The sequence below is a fragment of the Priestia sp. FSL P4-0332 genome (genome assembly GCF_038005845.1).
GTDB lineage: Bacteria > Bacillota > Bacilli > Bacillales > Bacillaceae_H > Priestia.
Window position 1 is genome coordinate 4,267,427 of the sequence record NZ_JBBOUA010000001.1, and the last position, 19,818, is coordinate 4,287,244.

A 19,818-nucleotide genomic window follows, 5' to 3' on the forward strand; every position below is an offset into this window, starting at 1 on the left:
TCTTTTATCCTTTCGGTTTAAAGATTAACGCGATAATAAAAGCAAATAAAATAGCTGCTGAAATTCCAGCCGAGGTAAGTTCAAAAATCCCAATCCCAATCCCGATAAATCCATGGTCATCCGCTTGCTTCATCGCTCCGTGCAGCAAAGAATGACCAAAGCTTGTAATTGGAACCGTCGCTCCGGCGCCAGCAAATTCAATTAACTTATCATAAAGACCAAATCCATCTAAAATCGCTCCTGCAACTACAAACGAACTCATGACGTGCGCCGGAGTAAGCTTAGCAAAATCAAGCAGCAGCTGCCCAATAACGCAAATGATTCCTCCTACAGCAAAAGCTATTACATACTCCATTGATCATCCCCCTCCCCAATATGTTCTAAGACGACGCCATGAGCAATTGTTGGAATTGACTCTTTTTGCTGAATCATCGTTGGACTTAAAAGAGCTCCTGTTGCCACCATAAACACTTTCTTTAAGTTTCCTGATTTTAATTCATTTAAAATATGCCCATACGTGACAATAGCCGAGCAGCCGCAGCCGCTTCCTCCTGCAAATACATTTTGATCAGGGCGATATACCATTAATCCGCAATCATTATGATTGGTTGATATATCGTAGCCTTCGTCCTTGAGCAGCTGTTTTAAGATTGGACTTCCTACACCAGATAAATCTCCTGTTAAAATAAGATCATACTCGCTTGGAGCAACGTTTAAGTCTTCCAAATGTCTTTGAATGGTATCTGCAGCAGCTGGTGCCATAGCAGAACCCATGTCGTTTGCATTTTTAATCCCGTAATCCATTACCCGACCAATCGTTGCAGACGTGAGACGGACAATACCTTTTTCTTTCGAGACCAGCGCTGCCCCTGCTCCCGTAATGGTTGCCGTTGCTGTATCTGGTTTTTGTCCTCCGTACTCGGTAGGATTTCGAAATTGGCGCTCAGCCGTTGCGTTATGACTGCTCGCTGATGCAATAACACGATTAGCAAATCCCGCATCCACAAGAGCTGCTCCCGTTGCGAGCGTTTCCATTGATGTGGAGCAAGCGCCAAACATACATAGAAATGGAATTTGGTTATGCCGGGCTACAAAATTAGCCGTTACGTTTTGATTTAATAAATCTCCAGCCAAAAACAAATCAACGTCTTCATATGATAAATTTATTTTTTGCAAACAGGAATCAATAGATTCCGTCATCAGCCTTCTTTCAGCTAACTCCCAGTTGTCTTCTTCACAGTGCAAATCTTTATGTGTAATATCAAATGTTTCTCCTAACGGTCCATCTGCTTCTTTTGGTCCTACTGCTGTTCCTGTAGCATTAATGTAAATAGGATTTTCATAAACCCACGTTTGCTTTCCAGTTTTTCTCATAATCCCCCTCTTTTCATAGCAAATAAGTTTTAAAAAGGTAGCGAATGATTCCTACAATATAAGCGGAAACCGTTCCAAATACGATTACGTTTCCAGCTAGCTTGAACATATTCGTCGCAACCCCGAGAACAATTCCTTCACTTCGATGTTCGAGCGCTGCACTCGTCATGGAATTAGCAAAACCCGTAACAGGGACGGCTGAACCTGCACCTGCGAATTGACCAATACGATCGTATATCCCAAACCCGGTTAAAAGCGCAGATATTAAAATAAGGGTTGCAACGGTAGGATTACCTGCATTTTTTTCATTAAAGTCAAAAAATGCAATATAGAAATTTTGAATTGCCTGTCCTAATGTACAAATGATTCCCCCTACCAAAAAGGCTTTTAGGCAATTTGCCACATATGAAGGTTTAGGCTGAAATGGTTTAATGCTTTCTTGATAGTTATCTTTTAATTTTTGATTATTTGCCATGTTACATACATCCTTTTCTTATTGATTAACAAAATAAATCCAATGAAATAATGATCCGCATACTTTGCCTAGTACAATGGCCATTAACAATAAAATAAGCTTGCCTTCCATTCCTATTCGTTTCGTTAACGTCGGCAATACATTAAGCACTTCTGTTAACGCTGCTGCCAGCATCCCAATAAAAATACCGCTCGTTAGACCTATGATCATAATGAGCACCGCAGGAAACTGCCACGTGTATTGATGAAGACTGCACCACCCGCCTGTAACAGCACCACCCACCACTCCCCATTCATATGCTTGAATATATTTCATGGTTTTGGTCAGCTGCATCAAACGCGGAATAATGCCCAGCACCGTTAAAAATGCTACAAACCCAGCACCTGCAGCCAGTCCTCCCGCAAGTCCAATTACAATGGTCATCACAATGTTAATGATCATCAATTTTTTTCATACTTTCTTTATTCTCGTGCATAATGACGTATTGATCTAAGTCTTGCTGGTAATTAAACATTTCGACTTCGAGAGGACTAGGCTCTTCATTAATTCGTTTTCTAAAGACATGGTTAAAAAACAGAATCATTCCCAGGCCTAAACCGATAGAGTAAGGCACTTGAATCAGCAAAGGCTGCTTATCTCTCAGACCGGTCAGCATGTAGAACAATTTTTGATGTACTTGTCTCATACTCACATCTTCGTGAAAGTTCATAATTGCTAAAGCAGCTCCGATGAAAAGAAGAAACCAAACAGCTAGAAAAAACAAAAAGGAATATTGTTTCTTTTTATACACGACCTCTACAATCGTTTGAGCGGGTCCAATCGTCTGAATGTCCAAATGCGGATACCGAGAGGCAACTTTTTCAATTACCTTCATTAAATCAACAATGATAATATTTCGATCACTCATACTGACTTGATATACAACTAGCTTTTCAATTTGCTTTTGAACAGAATCTGCTGCTATAACCATTGCTAATTGTCCAATATTTACAGCCTCATCAGGTTTTACTTGAATACGATGTCTCATTTTAAGATAAAGAACGTTTTCCATTCATATCACACCTTACGATTCATTATCTCCCTGTACGTGTAGTATGGATTTTCTTAAATTTTCTAATTCACGTTTCTGAACAGACCATTAATTACCAAATAAAAAAAGCAATCCGTTTCACTATTCTTGTTTGAATAGCAAAACGGATTGCTTCTTAAGTATTACGTATCATTCATATGCAGCTTCATTTGTTTTAAGATTTTCTTCTCAAGCCTCGATACCTGAACTTGAGAAATTCCCAGCCTTGCGGCCACTTCGGACTGAGTTTGATCTTTGTAATACCTCAAATAGACAATGAGCTTTTCACGCTCATCAAGTTCTTCAATTGCTTCTTTTAAGGCAATTTTATCAAACCACTTCGCTTCCGTATGATCAGCAATTTGGTCAAGAAGGGTAATTGGATCTCCATCATTTTCATAGACGGTCTCGTGAATAGACGAAGGAGCACGATTAGCTTCTTGAGCTAGCACTACTTCTTCAGGAGTGAGATCCAAATGTTCTGCAACCTCAGCGACTGTAGGGACGCGTCCAAGTAATTTGGAAAGCTCGTCTTTTGCCTTACGTATTTTATTGCTCATTTCTTTCAGAGAACGGCTAACCTTTACCGTGCCATCATCACGAATAAATCGCTGAATTTCACCAATAATCATTGGAACAGCATATGTTGAAAATTTAACATCATACGATAAGTCAAATTTATCAACGGACTTTAATAGCCCTATGCATCCAATTTGAAATAAATCATCGGGCTCATAACCACGGTTAATAAAACGTTGAACAACCGACCAAACGAGCCGCATATTTTTTTGGACGATTGTATCTCGTGCAATTTGATCACCTTGCTGACTGCGCTTGATGAGGTCTTTAACTTCATGATCCTTTAAATACGGTTCGTTTTTATTTTTTTTGACCTCCACATCCATTGGCAAGTCTCCTTAATTACATAGCGCTTTACTATTTGTTAAGTGCTTTTTTAAATATAAGGTCGTACCTTCTAATACAGTAGACTCCACTCGAATTTCGTCCATAAAGTTTTCCATTATGGTGAAACCCATTCCAGAACGTTCTAGATCTGGTTTCGTTGTGTATAAAGGCTGCTTGGCTTCATCCACGTTATCGATACCAATTCCTTCATCACGAATCATCAGCTCGACTACACCGTCTTCATGAAGCGTCACAGAAATATATACCACGCCATCCGGATTGCTTTCGTAGCCGTGAATAATAGCATTTGTTACTGCTTCAGATACGACTGTTTTAATTTCTGTTAACTCATCCATTGTTGGATCTAACTGCGTAATAAATGATGCTACCGTGACGCGAGCAAACGATTCATTTTGACTAAGCGCGGAAAATTGGAGGTTCATTTGATTTTTCATTATGCCACCCCCAATTTTTGAAGCGCGTTTTCTTCATTAGGTTCAAAACGAATAATTTTAAATAAGCCTGACATATTAAACAAACGTTCTATGGCAGGAGAAATAGCGCATACAACCATTTCCCCCCCGTTATTATGAACCTGTTTGTATCTCCCTAAAATAACCCCCAAGCCAGAGCTGTCCATAAAGGTTAAATGCTGTAAATTTAAAATCAAATGGCTGATAGATTCCTTCTCTATCGCTTCGGTGATTTTGCTTCTTAGCTCTTCTGCCGTATGATGATCTAATTCTCCTGTTAATCGAACCAACAAGACATCTTGTTTGAATTCCAATTCAATCGAAAGACTCACTATACAAACCTCCTCGGAAATCTTATAGTCAGTCTTTCGCTGCCGACAGAATAGAATCCTTCTCACCGACAAAACTAGTTCTATTTCGTCACATTTAGCTGTTTAAGATGTTTGAGAGAAAATAGAGAATGTACGTTTGAATATCTTCCACCAAGAAGCAGCATCGATATCTTCTTTTGCAAGAAGCGGTGAAGAACTAACTACTTTGTTATCCTTCTTAATGGTCAACGTTCCAATTTTGTCGCCTTTTTGAATAGGCGCATTTAGCTTCTCGTTCATTTTCACTTCTGTTTTAACGTCTTTGGCTGCATTTCCTTTTTTCAATAAAACAGAAATAGGCTCGGACGTAACAGCTGTTACCTGATCTTCGCTACCCTTGTTTACATCTATCTTGGTAATAACGTCTCCTTTTTTGTATAAAGGCTTCGTTGTATATTGACTGAATGCGTAGTCTAACATTTTGGTTACTTGATTATTGCGATCTTTTGGCGTGCTTGCACCGAATACAACCGCTAACACACGCATATTTCCCTTTTTAGCGGTAGCTGTTAGGCAATACTTAGCTTGACCTGTAAATCCGGTTTTGAGTCCATCAACGCCGGGATAAAACTTCACTAAGCGATTTGTATTTACTAACCAAAACTTCTTATCTGTATCCGTGCGCAAATAAGCTTCGTATTTACTTGTATAGTTAATAATTTTTTCATACTTTAGCAGCTCTCTGCCCATCATGGCCATATCATGAGCTGTACTATAGTGATTTTCTACGGGCAGGCCTGTCGGATTTTGAAATTTTGTATGAGTCAAACCAAGCTCTTTCGCTTTTTGGTTCATCTTTGCTACAAATTTTTCTTCTGATCCAGCTAAATATTCAGCCATTGCCATAGAAGCATCGTTACCAGAACCTATCGCAATCCCTTTTAGCAAATCATTTACCGTCATTTCTTCTCCGGGCTCTAAAAAGATTTGTGAGCCTCCCATTGAAGCGGCATATTCACTTGCCCGCACTTTATCTTTTAAGGTAATTTTCCCTTTATCCAAAGCCTCCATAATTAAAATCATTGTCATAATTTTAGTCATACTGGCAGGGGGAAGTTCTTGATTACTATTTTTTTCGTATAGAATTTTTCCTGTATCCCGTTCAATTAAAATAGCTGACCTAGCACTGTCAGCAAGCTCAGAATTCTTTTTTTCTGCGGCTAAAACAGGTTGCGTCATAAGTGGAAATAAAAATATGACAACGAGTAACTTTACAATAGTTCGCTTCATCTCCACAAACCTCCATTCTTTATACAACCTATTTTTTCCAAGGTATAATCGATTTATACTAAGGGAAATAAAAAAAGCATCGAGAAATTCTCGATGCTTGAAGTCATATTTTCTTCTTATTTTTGATAAGCTGGAAGCTGCTTTACTACTTCTTTTACAAGCGATAAAAACTGCTGTTTTACTTTTTCAGTCGTTTCAATTACTTCTTCATGATTTAACGGCTGATCTAAAATACCAGCTGCCATATTAGAAATACAAGAAATACCTAGCACTTTCATACCTGCATGGCGTGCCACAATAACTTCTGGCACTGTAGACATGCCAACCGCGTCTCCCCCGATAATGCGAAGCATGCGCACCTCAGCAGGCGTTTCATATGTTGGACCTGTATTTCCTACATATACACCTTCTTGTAAGGCGATATTTAAATCAGCTCCTACTTTCTTCGCTAATTGACGAAGATCCTTGCAGTAAGCAGTTGACATATCCGGGAACCTTACTCCAAAATCAGAGTCATTAGGTCCAATCAAAGGGTTGGTTCCAAAGTTATTAATATGATCAGAAATAATCATTAAGTCTCCTGGATTAAAGGATTCGTTTACTCCGCCCGCTGCATTCGTTACAATCAACGTTTCTACACCGATTTCTTTCATTACGCGCACTGGAAATGTTACTTTATCAAGGGCGTACCCTTCATAAAAGTGAAAACGTCCTTGCATAGCTACAACCGGTACGTCATGAATAGTACCTATTACTAATTGACCTGCGTGACCTTCAACTGTTGAAACCGGGAACTCAGGAATGTCGTTATACGGAATTTTTACCGCGCCTTCAATTTCGTCAGCTAATACCCCTAGTCCAGAACCTAAAATAAGCCCAATTGTTGGTGTAACAGCTGATTGATTTTTAATATATGCTGCTGCTTTTTCGATATATTCTTTTTTCATACTCCATTCCCCCTGCTTAATTCAGCTCTTTTAAAAAACTCTTTCCATGCTTAGGCATTGCTACGCCAAAATTTTCTGCTACCGTTGCGCCAATATCCGCAAACGTTTGACGAATAGAAAGTTCTTTTCCTTCTTGCATGCCTTTATTGTACACAAGAAGCGGCACGTATTCACGCGTATGGTCTGTCCCATGATGAACAGGGTCATTTCCATGATCCGCTGTAATAATCAATAAATCATCTTCTTTTAATAAATCAAATACTTCTTCTAAGCGTGCATCATATTCTTCAAGTGCTTGCCCATATCCTTGTGGATCGCGGCGATGACCATAGAGAGCATCAAAATCAACTAAATTTAAGAAGCTTAAGCCTGTGAAGTCCATGTTTAATGTATCAACTAGCTTATCCATGCCGTCCATATTCGATTTGGTACGAAGAGATTTTGTTACCCCTTCTCCGTCGTAAATATCAGAAATTTTACCGATAGCAATAACATCGATGTCATTGTCTTTTAATTCATTCATTACTGTACGTCCAAAAGGCTTTAATGCATAGTCATGACGATTGGATGTACGTGTAAAGTTACCTGGTTCACCTAAAAACGGGCGAGCGATAACACGTCCAATCATATATGGATCATCAAGCGTTAATTCACGAGCAATCTCACAAATTTTGTACAATTCATCAATTGGAACAATTTCTTCATGAGCAGCAATTTGCAAAACAGAATCCGCTGATGTATAGACGATTAAGTCACCTGTTTCCATATGCTGTTTTCCTAGCTCATCCAAAATTTCTGTACCAGACGCTGGTTTGTTCCCAATGATTTTTCGACCTGTTTTTTCTTCTAATTGTGAAATCAGCTCTTCTGGAAATCCATCTGGAAATACATTAAAAGGCGTATCAATATTAAGGCCCATAATTTCCCAATGACCTGTCATTGTATCTTTTCCTGCAGAAGCTTCCTGCATTTTTGTATAGTAAGCCAACGGTTTTTCGGCTTTACCGATTCCTTTAATTTCACGAATATTGCTTAGGCCAAGCTTAGCCATATTGGGCATATGAAGACCGTTACAGTGCTCTGCAATATGACCAAACGTATCAGCACCTTTATCATTGTATTTTTCAGCATCCGGTGATTCACCGATACCCACTGAATCCATGACAATTAAAAATACGCGTTTATATGTATGCGCCATTTTATTCCCTCCAAATATCAATTTATTTATTCTCTATAAAATTCCCGTTTGGAAATAATTTAACCATCTTCTCTTATTGGTCAGAAGTCTGACCTCTCTATTAGTATAGACGCTTTTTATTTTTTTGTACACATGAATGAAAGTGTTTTCAATCAAAAAAACCAATGTCTATGAACTCATTGGACATTGGAATCTTCCTACGCTCGCGGATGAAACTGATTGTATACATCTTTTAAACGTGCTTTTGTAACATGTGTATAAATTTGAGTGGTCGAAATATCCGCATGCCCGAGCATTTCTTGAACGGCTCTCAAGTCCGCGCCGTTCTCTAACAAATGAGTAGCAAACGAATGCCGTAACGTATGAGGAGTTAATTCTTTTTCAATTTTTGCTTCAGAAGCTAACTTTTTTAATATTTTCCAAAACCCCTGCCTTGTTAAACGCCTTCCGTGATGATTAACAAAGAGTGCTTTGTCCTGTTCCTTTTGCTTTGTTAAAACCCTCCGGCTATGCTGTAAATACTCTTCAATCGCCTCCGTTGCCAACCTTCCGATGGGGACAATTCTTTCTTTATTTCCTTTTCCGATACAACGAATAAATCCCATCGTCAAATGTGCATCATCAATATTTAAGTTAACGAGTTCAGACACACGAATTCCAGTAGCATAAAGCAACTCAAGCATCGCTTTGTCTCGTATGCCAAAAGGCGTCGATGTATCAAACACATTTAACAGCGCCTCTACTTCTTCTGCATTTAGCACTTTTGGCAGCTTGCGCTCAAGCTGCGGGGTATCAATATGAACGGATGGATCTGTATCCGCTGCTTTTTCTCTTAGTAAGAATTGATGAAAAGATCTAGTTGAAGCCACATGTCTCGCAATCGTTTTAGATGACTTTTGCTGATCACTTAAATATTTCAGAAAATTAACGATGTGGAGTCTTGTTACTTCATTAAATGATTTCAGCTGCTCTACATGTTCTAAATATTGAGCATACTTTTTTAAATCTCGTTCATACGAATCAATCGTATTTTTCGCCAGTCCCCGCTCTACTACTAAATAATGAATAAAATCTTGAATTTGATCATTCAATAGCCTCTACTCCCCGTTTTGATAAAACATAAATAAACGCTCTAGCCACGTCTGATCTTTGTTCACACTTGCTTGCATGACCTTAACTGCTGAACCCGACGGCTCATCATAACGTTTATAATTTTGATACTCTTGAGATACCCATATCATTCCAAAATAAAACAAAAGAGTAAACCCGGTAAATAAGATAAATACTTTACATGTATTATATACCATTTCAGCCCATGATTTCATGAAACAATTCCTCCAATTTTTGATTCTATTAGAAGATATGCCAATTGGGACAGGTTTTATACATGTTTCTTACCTTTATACGCTGAGTTCTCTCCTGGTCATTTCCTTTCTTTCTATAAAACCATGTAGCTTGTAACCTCGTTATTTTTTTCTATTTATGTACGACAAAAAACCTTCTCCATTAGGGAAAAGGCTTTTACTGCTTGTCTTCTTTATCCTGACAGCGATGGCAAATGCCATGAAATGTCAAGCGGTGGTCTTTAATTTTAAAATTCCATTGCTTTTCCACAATTTCTTCAACGTCTTCAAGCAAATCTTCTTGAATTTCGTCCACAGATCCACATTCCATACACACAAGGTGATGATGAAAGTGTGCGGCTCCTTCTTGTCTTAAATCGTAGCGAGAAACGCCATCGCCAAAGTTTATTTTATCAACAATTTTAAGTTCAGTTAACAATTCTAACGTACGATAAACAGTTGCCAATCCAATTTCCGGAGACTTTTCCTTGACGAGGAGATATACATCTTCGGCACTTAAATGATCCTCTTCATGTTCAAGAAGTACTCTTACAGTCGCCTCACGTTGAGGTGTCAATTTATAGCTAGCTGAGTGCAACTGCTGCTTAATTCGCTCAATTCGACTTTCCATAATTATTCCCTCCCTCGCCATTCACTAATCCATTATATCAGATGTGTCGAGGGTGTCAAAATAAAGTTATTATTAATAAGAAAAAAGAATTCTTTTTACTTAATACTTATTCTTACTTATTTAATAGAGCCATTACACTTTTCATTAAAGTAGGTGATACGTAGGCTTCAACTGTAGCCGCACAGGCAACCAAACATATCATTGCAATCATCGTGCCGCTATAGCGTAAAAAGGATGCGGAAATTGGCTCCGCTGCTTTTTTAAAGAATTGCTGCCGCACAAGCTTCAAAGAAAAGGCAACTGAAGCTGCAGACAAGATCAGAAATGCCGGTATGAGAAAGATATTTTGCGGCATAACAGATACAAAAGATAGCGCAAACCCAGAGAGTCCCATTTGATTGACTAAAAAGCCTACGGTAAAACCAATCACCATTCCTTTTAAAAACAGCAGAATTAACACTACAGGCAAACCAATAATGGCAATTCCTAATATCCAAATGAGCCCCAAGTATTTAACATTATGAAAAAAACTTTGCTGAAACATTTCAACGCTGCTTGCTACTTCTCCACTCTTTACCTGTCCGAAAAACCGGTTTAAATAGAAGTACAGGTCTTCTTTTTGATCAAGCGTCAAACTATTTACAACAATAGCCCCAAAAATGATTCCCATTAAAAACAGCACGGTCACAAACAAATAAATAGAACTGTTTTCTTGAAAATGTCTTGCATACGATAATGGCAATTGTTTTTTTCTCATCGTCTTCCTCCTATTAATCGCTTAATAGAGTGTATGATAGAGTACAAAAACTATGCCAAGAATCTTTTGAATCTATCAAATAAAAAAAGAGAATGAGACATAATGAAATCAATCCATTCTAAATAAGAACAAATGAGATAGTATAGTATGGATGGCTTGTGCCACCGCTGTTGATTTCCATGCAAGGCTTCGCTTTCCGCGGGCGGCCGGTGAGTCTTCGCCTTGCCCTCCAATCAACCGCTAGAACCAACTATATAAATGAAATCTACATTCACCATCACCTAAAAAAAATCCGAACGAATTTGATTCTCCATCAAGAATCTCTATTCATCGTTCGGATTTTCCTTCAACTAAAATATGGTTGTCACACATTTTTTTAAGTTAGAGATACACGCATGCCTGTTTTTTCTCACATCAAATGACGTTTCAATGTAAACCTCTAAATTGCTAGATTGCCGTTCGTATGTAAAAGAAAAAACTCTCTTACTCTCCTAATCCGCTTTTTAACTGTAAGTACTGCACAGCATAGGCTGTTTTTGCATCATAAATTTCCTTGTTTTGAATAAGAGTAAGCGCCTCATCTACCGTAACTTCCATTACTTCAACAAATTCATCTTCGTCTAATTCCGCTTTGGTGGTCATCACTTTTAAATCTTCCGCTAAATAAAGGTGCACCAACTCATCCGCAAAACCTGGTGATGTATAAAAAGAAATAATATGGCTAAGCGAATCTGTCGTATAGCCCGTTTCTTCTTCTAACTCACGTTTTGCCGTCACAATCGGCTCTTCTCCTTTTTCTAGCTTGCCGGCTGGAATTTCGACTAAAATACGATCCATCGGCCTGCGATACTGTTTGACCATAACCATTTTATGATCGCTTGTTAATGCAATGATAGCTACGGCTCCAGGGTGCTTAACTACTTCTCTTGTACTCGTTTTTCCGTTTGGAAGCTCTACTTCTTCTAAGTACAAATCAATCACTCTGCCTCCAAACAGCTTTTCAGAAGACAGCATTTTTTCTGTTAAATGATCCATTTTCTACACCTCGTTCTATTTTTTTGACTCTTACATATATTCTATCATACGAATCTTGGGAGGTAGAAAAAATGAAAGTTTATGTTCACGAGAAGCAAATCATTTTGGTCGGTAAAGCATGGGAAATCAAGCAAAAGTTAAAAGAATACGGCGAACAATTTCAGTATGTTGATGAGTGGACGAACGCTATCTCTCAAAATTTTAATTCTTACAAACAAGCAGACTGCAGACACTAATTGTGCTGCAGTTTTTTAATCTTCTTATTTGAGTTTCCCTCTATCATAGCGCTACAATAGATAGAAACAAGTAAAAAATAAGGAGTGACATATATGGAAAAAAGACGCTTAGGTACTTCAGACTTGCTCGTCAGTACATTAGGTTTAGGATGCATGTCTCTTGGAACGGAACAAAAACACGCTGTCAATATGATTGATGAAGCTCTCGAATATGGCATTAATTATTTCGATACAGCAGATTTATATGATTTTGGCTTAAACGAGAAGTTTGTGGGACAAGCCCTAAAAAAACGCAGAAATGATATTATTTTAGCCACAAAAGTGGGGAATCGCTGGAATGATGCAAAAGACAGCTGGACGTGGGATCCGTCAAAGGTTTACATAAAAGATGAAGTAAAAGAAAGCCTGCGCCGTCTTCAAACGGATTACATCGATTTATACCAGCTGCACGGAGGGACCCTCGAAGATAATATTGAGGAAACGATTGAAGCATTTGAAGAATTAAAACAAGAAGGCGTCATTCGGTACTATGGTATTTCATCTATCCGCCCAAATGTGATTCGAGAGTATGTGCAAAACTCTTCTATTGTCAGCGTCATGATGCAATACAGCTTGTTAGACAGACGACCTGAAGAAAGTGCACTTCCTCTTTTACATGACAACGGCATTAGCGTTGTAGCGAGAGGTCCAGTAGCCAAAGGACTGCTAACCGAAAAAGGAGAACAAAAACTTGCTGCATTCGAGGGCAAGGGCTACTTAGATTATAGCGGTACGGAATTAGCAAAAACGATAGAAGAATTTCGTCACGTACGACCAACTCACTCTCTGAATTCAACGGCACTTCAATACTGTTTAGCTAATCCTACGGTAGCCTCGGTTGTAGCAGGAGCAAGCTCTTCTTCACAGCTTCGCGAAAACGTCAAAGCTGTCGAGGCTTCCCCGCTTCAGCCTACTGAAATTAGCAAGCTGCAATCGATCTTTAAAGCAAATCAATACGAAGCTCACCGTTAAAAAATAAAAGCGCCTTTATCGGCGCTTTTATTTTTTAAATTCAGACCAGTTCAAATCACTTTCATTTAACAGTTCTTCAAACGACTTATTTTTTTCTTTTTCTTTTCGAATTCGAGCAGCTTCTTTACGCTCTGTTTCTTTCTGCTCTTCTTCTTTTAAAGAAAGCGCCTGTTTTTTAGCTTGAAGCTGTTTTAATAAGCTATCATTTAGCTGATCTTTGATACTGAGCTGATCATTTTGTTTTTGTGCTGATTGTTTTTGCTTTTTTTTAGCCATCACAATTCCCCCGCTACTTTAATTGAGAGATATTGTATCATATTCTTGCTTTTGTTACCAAAAATCAAAATGCATCTAGTTTTACATGTTCATCAATGATTAAAGTTGGCTCTGTAGATTGCTGAATATCTTCTACCGTATAGCCTTTCGCTACTTCAACAAGCTTTAGACCTTCTGCCGTAATATCAATGACCGCTCGATCTGTAATAATACGATCCACTACCTCTTTTCCTGTCAGAGGGAGGCTGCACTCATTTAAGATTTTAGGCTCATCTTTTCTCGTCACGTGTTCCATAATAACAATGATGCGCTGTGCTCCGTGAACTAAATCCATTGCACCGCCCATTCCTTTAATCATTTTTCCAGGAATCATCCAGTTTGCCAAATCACCAGTTTTTGAGACTTCCATTCCTCCTAAAATCGCAATGTTAATATGCCCTCCGCGAATCATTCCAAACGATTCAGCACTATCGAAGTAAGAGGCGCCTTTTGTCGCCGTTACGGTTTCTTTACCTGCATTAATTAAATCAGGATCTACTTCTCCTTCTTTCGGATATGGTCCAATGCCTAATAGACCGTTTTCGGACTGAAGCACCACCGTTTTATTATCTGAGATATGATTAGCCACAAGCGTTGGAATACCAATTCCAAGGTTTACATAAAATCCGTCCAAAATTTCTTTTTCAGCACGTTTTGCAATTCGCTCTCTCACGTTCACGCCGTTTTCAATCATGAAAAATCTCTCCCCTTTTGTTATTTTTGAACGGTTAAACGCTCAATACGTTTTTCTTGTTCACCAATAATTAACGATTGAACATATACACTAGGTGTGTGGATAATATTTGGATCAAGTGAACCTGTTGGGTGAAGTTCCTCCACTTCTGCTATCGTCACTTTTCCTGCTGCTGCAATCATTGGGCTGAAATTGCGCGCTGTCTTGTTATACACTAAGTTCCCCATATGATCGGCTTTCCAAGCTCTAACCAAACTAAAATCAGCTTTTAACGCCTCTTCTAGTAAATATTCTTTTCCATCAAACACGCGAACTTCTTTTCCTTCAGCAATGGGTGTTCCCACTCCCGCTGGTGTATAAAATGCAGGTATGCCCGCTCCGCCGGCGCGAATCTTTTCAGCTAGCGTGCCTTGAGGTAGCAATTCTACTTCAATTTCTCCTGACAATACTTGTCTTTCAAACTCTTTATTTTCTCCCACGTAAGAACCAATCATCTTTTTAATTTGTTTGTTTTTCAGAAGCAGTCCAAGTCCCCAGTCGTCTACGCCGCAGTTATTTGAAATTACGGTTAAATCTTTTACCCCTGTTTCAACTAACGCTAAAATCAAATTCTCCGGAATTCCACATAAACCAAAACCACCGACCATAATCGTAGCACCGTCGTGAATATCTTTCACCGCTTCTTTAAACGACGTATGTACTTGTTTCATACATAACCACCCCTTCGTTATTTTTGAAAACGCTTTCTAATCTATTATAAAAGATTTTTATTTCTTTTTAAATATATATATAACTGAAAATTATAATTTAATCATTTTTTTGTCAAAAAAGTTATATTACTAGACAAATTAAAGGAAAAACAAAAACGCCACGAGTTCCAAAGCTGTATGTTTGGAATCTGTGGCGTTGTGATATAGCTTTAATGTTTGTTAAAACTATATCAAATTAAGGACGTTCAACGATTGTTGCAACGCCTTGGCCTCCGCCAATACATAACGTTGCTAACCCAAGTTTTGCGTCGCGTTTTTGCATTTCATGAATAAGTGAAACTAGGACACGTGTACCACTTGCACCAATAGGATGTCCAAGCGCAATTGCTCCACCGTTCACATTTAAAATATCATGATTAAATTGAAGTTCACGATCCACAGCGATTGACTGTGCAGCAAATGCTTCGTTTGCTTCTACTAATTGAACATCTTCTAATGAAACAGCAGCTTTTTCCAGAGCCTTTTTCACTGCGCTTACAGGACCGATTCCCATAATGCTTGGGTCTACTCCGGCAGTTGCATTAGCTTTAATTGACACTAATGGTGTTAGGCCTAACTCGTCTGCTTTTTTACGGCTCATTACCACTACTGCCGCTGCACCGTCGTTGATACCAGATGCATTACCAGCTGTTACAGAACCGTCTTTTTTGAAGGCTGGACGTAGTTTCCCTAGACTTTCAGCCGTTGTGCCTGCGCGCGGGAACTCATCTTGTTCAAAAATAGTTACTTGACCTTTTCTTCCAGGCACTTCTACCGGTACGATTTCATCTTTGAAACGACCAGATTGAATAGCTGCTTCTGCTTTTTGCTGACTTGAAGCTGCAAACGCATCTTGTTCGTCGCGAGTAATTTCATATTTATCACACAGATTTTCAGCTGTAACGCCCATATGGTAGTCGTTAAATGCACACCATAATCCATCTTGAATCATGCTGTCAACTACTTTTTGGTCGCCCATTTTAAACCCGTTGCGTGCATTTTTTAATAAGTATGGTGCTTGGCTCATGTTTTCCATTCCACCAGCAACAATCACATCAGCATCCCCAGCAAGAATCGCTTGTGTAGCGAGATGTACTGCTTTTAGTCCTGATCCGCATACTTTATTGATGGTTAATGCTGAAACAGTTTCAGGTAAACCTGCTGCTAAAGTTGCTTGTCGTGCTGGATTTTGTCCTAAACCTGCTTGTAGGACATTTCCCATGATAACTTCATCTACTTCGTTTGCTGATACCCCTACTTTGTTTAAAGCTTCTTTAATTACAGTACCACCTAAAGTTGTTGCGGATACATTTTGTAAGCTTCCCCCAAAGCTGCCGATTGCTGTACGTACAGCGCTTACAATGACTACTTCTGTTTGACCCATGTCGAAAACCTCTCCTTACTGTTTGATTACTGTGATTAACTGTCACCTGTATTAATTTCGACATCGCTTGCGAAATTCCTCTTTTTTTGTAAAAATTTATAATTTTTATTGAATTTTAATTTTTTAGAATTAAAATGAATATTAGTAAGCGTTTACAATGTAGGAGGAGAGCGGTTTATGGGATTTCCTGAAAAAGTAACAATTATAGAAGTTGGTCCACGAGATGGACTTCAAAATGAAAAAAATTTTGTTCCAACTGATAAAAAAATTAATTTTATCAAAAAATTAAAAGAAGCTGGACTATCCGAAATCGAAATTACATCCTTTGTTTCTCCAAAATGGGTTCCTCAAATGAAAGATGCTTCTACTGTTGCAAATACATTTCAGTCTGATACATGCCGAAACATTGTACTTGTGCCGAATCAAAAAGGCTTGGAAAAAGCACTGCAAGCTAATTGCCGCTCCGTTGCGCTGTTTATTGGCGTAAGCGATACCTTTAATCAAAAAAATATTAACAAACACACCAAAGAAGCTGTACAAACGCTGCTTCCTCTCATTCAGCAGCTCAAGCAGCAAGAATGTTTTATTCGAACTTGCATTTCCACCGCCTTTTATTGCCCGTATGAAGGAAAAATACATGAACGCGACGTGCTGGCTCTTTGCGAAAGCTTTGTGGAGGCTGGAGTGAATGAACTAAGCGTTGCCGATACAATTGGCATGGCAAACCCTAAAGATGTATTTTCACTTTTCTCGAAATTAAAACAAAACTTTCCACACACCCTACTTGCTGCGCACTTTCACGATACGAGAGGATTAGCCATTGCAAATATCTATGCAGCTCTGCAAGCCGGTATTAACAGGTTCGATTCATCCGCTGGCGGGGTAGGTGGATGTCCATTCGCTAAGGGAGCAACGGGAAACGTAGCTACGGAAGATCTCGTCTTTATGCTTCATGAAATGGGTATTTCCACTTCTATTAATGAAGAAAAGCTGCTCGAAGCGGTCGATTTTATCGCTCCTCACATTTCAAGACCGATTGAAAGCAAGCAATACTCTTTGTTTGCACAGCGTTAAAAATTAGGTTTTTATGAGAGCGATGCTATAATAAATAATAGCTATATTAACAAAAGGAGCCGCTAATCATGAAAAAATGGCTATTATTAATAGGAAGTGTTTTCGGAGCATTTGCCGCTCTTGGCATCTTTTTTACAAATCAAATGATGTACATCCGTAAAAAGACCGACAAAGTTATTATTGACCGCGATACGGAAGATGGCTTTTATGATGAGAAAGTCTATAGCACTCTTCCTAAAGAAGCATTTGTGCTTCCTTCTTCTTTAGACTATAACATAGGTGGGACCGTTATTAAACAACACGACAATAACCGATTTATAATTCTTTCGCACGGAGTTACAGTTCATTCACTCAACTCTATGAAGTATGCTCGGCTTTTTCTAAAGCTGGGATGGAACGTCGTTCTTTATGATCATCGCCGCCACGGCAAGTCTGAAGGGAAAACAACGAGCTACGGCTATTATGAAAAGCTGGACCTTCAATCCATTGTTCATTGGGTAAAAGAACAATTCGGTTCAACTATTTTCCTTGGGATTCACGGGGAGTCTATGGGAGCTGCGACCACTCTTTTGTATGCTGGAATGGAAGACGGAGCTGATTTTTATATTGTCGACTGCCCTTTTTCTGACTTGGAAGAACTTCTTGCCTATCGATTAAAACAAGATTTCCACCTGCCCAAACAGCTTGTGATGCCAGCAGCTAATATTATTTTAAAATGGCGAGAAGGCTACTCATTTAAAGACGTATCACCCATTTCAGTCGTAGATCAAATCAAACATCCTGTTCTGTTTATCCATAGTAAAGAAGATGACTATATTCTTCCTAAAATGACGGAGCAGCTGCATGCCAAAAAAATGGGAGCAAAACGGATGTATTTAGCACCTGTAGGCACTCATGCCCGCTCGTATGCTGATAACCCAGAGGAATATGAACAAGTTATTGAATCATTTTTAGAAAAAATACAAAAAGAAGCGCTTTAAAGCGCTTCTTTTGTTTTATCGATAAATGACATGCGCGGATTTAAAATTTGAGAAGGACATTTTAGCATAAACGTATATGCACTTTCATTGTAGTCAATCGTCATATTATCATCTAAAAATACTTGCTTTGTTTTTTCGACAAGAACAGGGACAAAATTCGTCTCGATGGTTACATCATCGCTCTCTTTTTCATCAACAATCCATAGCGTCGTTACGCCGCTCACGACACAGCCGCATCCATCCGTATCGTATTTTAATTTTAAATATAGTGAAGAATCTTTCCCGTACTTTTCTTGTACTTTTGCTATCGCTTTATCAGTAAAGGTAATATTCATTTTCCTTTAACTCCTTTTAAACTAATTGTATAAACAAACGAAAATTGCTTATATAATGAGTATAATACACATCTCGCTTTCATTAAACTCTGGCGCTTCATATAGATGTGTACAAAAAGGAGGTTTTTCTATGTCAAAAGTACAAATTAAAGTAATGGATAACGGCTCTTTCCGTGTCACTGGAGACGTTGAATTAATTGATGCAGACGGCAACAAATTTGAAACAAAGCCGACATTTTCACTATGCCGATGTGGCCAGTCGCAAAAGATGCCCTTTTGCGACGGAAACCATAAAGGAAAATTCGACTCTTGTGTGCGCGCTGCAAAAATTTTAGACGAGCAGTAGATTTATAGAAATACAGCCTTACTGAAAAAAACCGTTAACGAAAAACATTGGTAACCTGTGGTTAAAGCACAGGTTATTTTCTATTAAACGCATCCCCTGCCAATTTTTCTACGAGACCTGGGGCAAGCTGATACATCTTCGAACCTATATTCATCCACTTAGGCAAGTTGACTTCTCGTTTTGGTTTCCCAATAATATTGACCGTTTTTTCAGCTACGTATTGAGGGGTTAACATAAACTTTTCTACACTTTTTTCATAGTTTCCTGATTGATCTGCTATTGAAAAGAAGTTGGTTTGAATAGGACCTGGATTCACTGCCGTGACATAGATATCTGTTTTCGCTAATTCCATTCGCAGGCTGTTGGTAAACCCTAGCACGGCATGTTTAGAAGCTGAATAGCCACTGGATTTAGGCGTTGCAAGTTTGCCTGCTTGAGAAGCAATGTTAATAATATGTCCTTTGTTTTCTTTTAGCATATAAGCTAAAATTTCTTGTGTACATGCAATTAATCCAATAACATTGACTTGAAACATTGAGGCAATTGTCTTAATCGATGCTTCTTTCACTTCTTCAAATACACCAAAGCCTGCATTATTAATCAGGACATCAACACGCTTAATTTCACTCATCATTTTCTGAACGACTCTTTTGACTTCCTCTACGTTCGCTACGTCAGCTTTATATATGTAAGAGGTAATCCCATACTTTTGACTAATTTGCTCCGCTACTCGGTGCAGCTTTTCTTCTGTACGTGCAAGCAAAACGGGGACGCCCCCTCTTTTGGCCACTTCATAAGCTAAATGTTCTCCAAGACCTCCTGAAGCGCCTGTAATCACGACATATTGGTTCTTTAACGAGGATTTCAAATATAACACACCTTTTT

General features: G+C 38.7%; 28 protein-coding genes. 5 read left to right on the plus strand and 23 right to left on the minus strand.

Annotation, left to right across the window (positions count from 1 at the left end; all coding sequences use genetic code 11):
* Positions 1-4: 4 nt before the first annotated feature.
* The 17 genes from spoVAE to MKY06_RS22440 all read right to left on the minus strand — a co-directional run bounded on the left by spoVAE (position 5) and on the right by MKY06_RS22440 (position 11,809).
* Positions 5-355, minus strand: coding sequence for a stage V sporulation protein AE (spoVAE, locus tag MKY06_RS22360; RefSeq protein WP_025750441.1), 351 nt, complete (start codon positions 353-355; stop codon positions 5-7).
* Entirely contained in the window at positions 343-1,374 is a 1,032-nt protein-coding gene (gene spoVAD, locus MKY06_RS22365; protein WP_013084932.1) for a stage V sporulation protein AD, read from the minus strand. Before spoVAD ends, spoVAE begins: the two co-directional genes overlap by 13 nt.
* Positions 1,375-1,387: 13 nt before the next feature.
* Positions 1,388-1,849, minus strand: a complete 462-nt coding sequence (gene spoVAC, locus MKY06_RS22370; protein WP_013059071.1) for a stage V sporulation protein AC — start codon at positions 1,847-1,849, stop codon at positions 1,388-1,390.
* Between the two features lie 18 nt (positions 1,850-1,867).
* Complete coding sequence (locus tag MKY06_RS22375; RefSeq protein WP_014458301.1) at positions 1,868-2,290, minus strand: stage V sporulation protein AB; 423 nt, start codon at positions 2,288-2,290, stop codon at positions 1,868-1,870.
* The gene (locus MKY06_RS22380; RefSeq protein ID WP_029320316.1) at positions 2,280-2,900 is read right to left on the minus strand and encodes a stage V sporulation protein AA; all 621 of its coding nucleotides are present in this window, start codon (positions 2,898-2,900) and stop codon (positions 2,280-2,282) included. The genes MKY06_RS22375 and MKY06_RS22380 overlap by 11 nt, the downstream gene beginning before the upstream one ends.
* Before the next feature lie 161 nt (positions 2,901-3,061).
* Entirely contained in the window at positions 3,062-3,823 is a 762-nt protein-coding gene (gene sigF / locus MKY06_RS22385) for an RNA polymerase sporulation sigma factor SigF (RefSeq protein ID WP_013059074.1), read from the minus strand.
* A gap of 12 nt (positions 3,824-3,835) precedes the next feature.
* Complete coding sequence (gene spoIIAB, locus MKY06_RS22390; RefSeq protein ID WP_013084935.1) at positions 3,836-4,279, minus strand: anti-sigma F factor; 444 nt, start codon at positions 4,277-4,279, stop codon at positions 3,836-3,838.
* Positions 4,279-4,629: an anti-sigma F factor antagonist gene (gene spoIIAA, locus MKY06_RS22395; protein WP_013059076.1), complete on the minus strand. Its 351-nt coding sequence runs from the start codon at positions 4,627-4,629 to the stop codon at positions 4,279-4,281. The genes spoIIAB and spoIIAA overlap by 1 nt, the downstream gene beginning before the upstream one ends.
* A 102-nt stretch (positions 4,630-4,731) precedes the next feature.
* Complete coding sequence (locus tag MKY06_RS22400) at positions 4,732-5,898, minus strand: D-alanyl-D-alanine carboxypeptidase family protein (protein WP_028410701.1); 1,167 nt, start codon at positions 5,896-5,898, stop codon at positions 4,732-4,734.
* A gap of 116 nt (positions 5,899-6,014) precedes the next feature.
* Positions 6,015-6,845: a purine-nucleoside phosphorylase gene (locus MKY06_RS22405; RefSeq protein ID WP_013084938.1), complete on the minus strand. Its 831-nt coding sequence runs from the start codon at positions 6,843-6,845 to the stop codon at positions 6,015-6,017.
* Between the two features lie 16 nt (positions 6,846-6,861).
* Positions 6,862-8,043 (minus strand): phosphopentomutase, encoded by a 1,182-nt coding sequence (gene deoB, locus MKY06_RS22410; protein ID WP_013059079.1) that lies wholly within the window; start codon positions 8,041-8,043, stop codon positions 6,862-6,864.
* A gap of 197 nt (positions 8,044-8,240) precedes the next feature.
* Positions 8,241-9,134, minus strand: coding sequence for a site-specific tyrosine recombinase XerD (gene xerD, locus MKY06_RS22415; RefSeq protein WP_289919078.1), 894 nt, complete (start codon positions 9,132-9,134; stop codon positions 8,241-8,243).
* Between the two features lie 6 nt (positions 9,135-9,140).
* Positions 9,141-9,368 (minus strand): YqzK family protein, encoded by a 228-nt coding sequence (locus tag MKY06_RS22420; RefSeq protein ID WP_013059081.1) that lies wholly within the window; start codon positions 9,366-9,368, stop codon positions 9,141-9,143.
* A 196-nt stretch (positions 9,369-9,564) separates the two neighbouring features.
* The gene (fur, locus tag MKY06_RS22425) at positions 9,565-10,017 is read right to left on the minus strand and encodes a ferric iron uptake transcriptional regulator (RefSeq protein ID WP_013059082.1); all 453 of its coding nucleotides are present in this window, start codon (positions 10,015-10,017) and stop codon (positions 9,565-9,567) included.
* 112 nt (positions 10,018-10,129) lie between these two features.
* On the minus strand, positions 10,130-10,774 hold the full coding sequence (spoIIM, locus tag MKY06_RS22430) for a stage II sporulation protein M (RefSeq protein WP_025750451.1): 645 nt from the start codon (positions 10,772-10,774) through the stop codon (positions 10,130-10,132).
* Positions 10,775-10,882: 108 nt separating this feature from the next.
* A complete protein-coding gene (locus tag MKY06_RS22435) occupies positions 10,883-11,011 on the minus strand; it encodes a hypothetical protein (protein WP_289919092.1) in 129 nt (42 codons plus the stop codon).
* 246 nt (positions 11,012-11,257) lie between these two features.
* Entirely contained in the window at positions 11,258-11,809 is a 552-nt protein-coding gene (locus MKY06_RS22440; protein ID WP_057274000.1) for an NUDIX hydrolase, read from the minus strand.
* 71 nt (positions 11,810-11,880) lie between these two features.
* Here MKY06_RS22440 and mciZ point away from each other — a divergent pair, with 71 nt between their 5' ends.
* Positions 11,881-12,045 (plus strand): Z-ring formation inhibitor MciZ, encoded by a 165-nt coding sequence (gene mciZ, locus MKY06_RS22445; RefSeq protein WP_013059085.1) that lies wholly within the window; start codon positions 11,881-11,883, stop codon positions 12,043-12,045.
* A gap of 93 nt (positions 12,046-12,138) precedes the next feature.
* The gene (locus tag MKY06_RS22450; protein ID WP_029320304.1) at positions 12,139-13,056 is read left to right on the plus strand and encodes an aldo/keto reductase; all 918 of its coding nucleotides are present in this window, start codon (positions 12,139-12,141) and stop codon (positions 13,054-13,056) included.
* A gap of 27 nt (positions 13,057-13,083) precedes the next feature.
* Here MKY06_RS22450 and MKY06_RS22455 read toward each other — a convergent pair whose 3' ends face one another.
* The 4 genes from MKY06_RS22455 to MKY06_RS22470 form a co-directional block, all read right to left on the minus strand.
* On the minus strand, positions 13,084-13,332 hold the full coding sequence (locus MKY06_RS22455; RefSeq protein ID WP_016765509.1) for a YqkE family protein: 249 nt from the start codon (positions 13,330-13,332) through the stop codon (positions 13,084-13,086).
* A 64-nt stretch (positions 13,333-13,396) separates the two neighbouring features.
* Positions 13,397-14,065: a 3-oxoacid CoA-transferase subunit B gene (locus tag MKY06_RS22460; RefSeq protein WP_016765510.1), complete on the minus strand. Its 669-nt coding sequence runs from the start codon at positions 14,063-14,065 to the stop codon at positions 13,397-13,399.
* Between the two features lie 20 nt (positions 14,066-14,085).
* A complete protein-coding gene (locus MKY06_RS22465) occupies positions 14,086-14,775 on the minus strand; it encodes a CoA transferase subunit A (RefSeq protein WP_013059089.1) in 690 nt (229 codons plus the stop codon).
* 235 nt (positions 14,776-15,010) lie between these two features.
* On the minus strand, positions 15,011-16,198 hold the full coding sequence (locus MKY06_RS22470) for an acetyl-CoA C-acetyltransferase (protein ID WP_013059090.1): 1,188 nt from the start codon (positions 16,196-16,198) through the stop codon (positions 15,011-15,013).
* Positions 16,199-16,375: 177 nt separating this feature from the next.
* On the opposite strand from MKY06_RS22470, the gene MKY06_RS22475 reads away from it, so the two are divergent.
* Both MKY06_RS22475 and MKY06_RS22480 read left to right on the plus strand, forming a co-directional pair.
* On the plus strand, positions 16,376-17,272 hold the full coding sequence (locus tag MKY06_RS22475; protein WP_013059091.1) for a hydroxymethylglutaryl-CoA lyase: 897 nt from the start codon (positions 16,376-16,378) through the stop codon (positions 17,270-17,272).
* A gap of 68 nt (positions 17,273-17,340) precedes the next feature.
* Positions 17,341-18,252, plus strand: a complete 912-nt coding sequence (locus MKY06_RS22480; protein ID WP_289919108.1) for an alpha/beta hydrolase — start codon at positions 17,341-17,343, stop codon at positions 18,250-18,252.
* On the opposite strand, the gene MKY06_RS22485 is transcribed toward MKY06_RS22480, so the two are convergent.
* Positions 18,249-18,587 (minus strand): iron-sulfur cluster biosynthesis family protein, encoded by a 339-nt coding sequence (locus tag MKY06_RS22485; RefSeq protein ID WP_013059093.1) that lies wholly within the window; start codon positions 18,585-18,587, stop codon positions 18,249-18,251. The genes MKY06_RS22480 and MKY06_RS22485 overlap by 4 nt on opposite strands.
* A gap of 130 nt (positions 18,588-18,717) precedes the next feature.
* On the opposite strand from MKY06_RS22485, the gene MKY06_RS22490 reads away from it, so the two are divergent.
* Entirely contained in the window at positions 18,718-18,933 is a 216-nt protein-coding gene (locus MKY06_RS22490; protein WP_013059094.1) for a CDGSH iron-sulfur domain-containing protein, read from the plus strand.
* 73 nt (positions 18,934-19,006) lie between these two features.
* Here MKY06_RS22490 and MKY06_RS22495 read toward each other — a convergent pair whose 3' ends face one another.
* Positions 19,007-19,801, minus strand: a complete 795-nt coding sequence (locus MKY06_RS22495) for an SDR family NAD(P)-dependent oxidoreductase (RefSeq protein WP_013059095.1) — start codon at positions 19,799-19,801, stop codon at positions 19,007-19,009.
* Between the last annotated feature and the right edge of the window lie 17 nt (positions 19,802-19,818).

Coding starts and splice junctions, on each gene's coding strand:
- spoVAE (WP_025750441.1), bottom strand. CDS start 355: ATGGAGTATGTAATAGCTTTTGCTGTAGGAGGAATCATTTGCGTTATT.
- spoVAD (WP_013084932.1), bottom strand. CDS start 1,374: ATGAGAAAAACTGGAAAGCAAACGTGGGTTTATGAAAATCCTATTTAC.
- spoVAC (WP_013059071.1), bottom strand. CDS start 1,849: ATGGCAAATAATCAAAAATTAAAAGATAACTATCAAGAAAGCATTAAA.
- MKY06_RS22375 (WP_014458301.1), bottom strand. CDS start 2,290: ATGATCATTAACATTGTGATGACCATTGTAATTGGACTTGCGGGAGGA.
- MKY06_RS22380 (WP_029320316.1), bottom strand. CDS start 2,900: ATGGAAAACGTTCTTTATCTTAAAATGAGACATCGTATTCAAGTAAAA.
- sigF (WP_013059074.1), bottom strand. CDS start 3,823: ATGGATGTGGAGGTCAAAAAAAATAAAAACGAACCGTATTTAAAGGAT.
- spoIIAB (WP_013084935.1), bottom strand. CDS start 4,279: ATGAAAAATCAAATGAACCTCCAATTTTCCGCGCTTAGTCAAAATGAA.
- MKY06_RS22400 (WP_028410701.1), bottom strand. CDS start 5,898: ATGAAGCGAACTATTGTAAAGTTACTCGTTGTCATATTTTTATTTCCA.
- MKY06_RS22405 (WP_013084938.1), bottom strand. CDS start 6,845: ATGAAAAAAGAATATATCGAAAAAGCAGCAGCATATATTAAAAATCAA.
- deoB (WP_013059079.1), bottom strand. CDS start 8,043: ATGGCGCATACATATAAACGCGTATTTTTAATTGTCATGGATTCAGTG.
- MKY06_RS22420 (WP_013059081.1), bottom strand. CDS start 9,368: ATGAAATCATGGGCTGAAATGGTATATAATACATGTAAAGTATTTATC.
- fur (WP_013059082.1), bottom strand. CDS start 10,017: ATGGAAAGTCGAATTGAGCGAATTAAGCAGCAGTTGCACTCAGCTAGC.
- spoIIM (WP_025750451.1), bottom strand. CDS start 10,774: ATGAGAAAAAAACAATTGCCATTATCGTATGCAAGACATTTTCAAGAA.
- MKY06_RS22440 (WP_057274000.1), bottom strand. CDS start 11,809: ATGGATCATTTAACAGAAAAAATGCTGTCTTCTGAAAAGCTGTTTGGA.
- mciZ (WP_013059085.1), top strand. CDS start 11,881: ATGAAAGTTTATGTTCACGAGAAGCAAATCATTTTGGTCGGTAAAGCA.
- MKY06_RS22450 (WP_029320304.1), top strand. CDS start 12,139: ATGGAAAAAAGACGCTTAGGTACTTCAGACTTGCTCGTCAGTACATTA.
- MKY06_RS22455 (WP_016765509.1), bottom strand. CDS start 13,332: ATGGCTAAAAAAAAGCAAAAACAATCAGCACAAAAACAAAATGATCAG.
- MKY06_RS22460 (WP_016765510.1), bottom strand. CDS start 14,065: ATGATTGAAAACGGCGTGAACGTGAGAGAGCGAATTGCAAAACGTGCT.
- MKY06_RS22465 (WP_013059089.1), bottom strand. CDS start 14,775: ATGAAACAAGTACATACGTCGTTTAAAGAAGCGGTGAAAGATATTCAC.
- MKY06_RS22470 (WP_013059090.1), bottom strand. CDS start 16,198: ATGGGTCAAACAGAAGTAGTCATTGTAAGCGCTGTACGTACAGCAATC.
- MKY06_RS22475 (WP_013059091.1), top strand. CDS start 16,376: ATGGGATTTCCTGAAAAAGTAACAATTATAGAAGTTGGTCCACGAGAT.
- MKY06_RS22480 (WP_289919108.1), top strand. CDS start 17,341: ATGAAAAAATGGCTATTATTAATAGGAAGTGTTTTCGGAGCATTTGCC.
- MKY06_RS22485 (WP_013059093.1), bottom strand. CDS start 18,587: ATGAATATTACCTTTACTGATAAAGCGATAGCAAAAGTACAAGAAAAG.
- MKY06_RS22490 (WP_013059094.1), top strand. CDS start 18,718: ATGTCAAAAGTACAAATTAAAGTAATGGATAACGGCTCTTTCCGTGTC.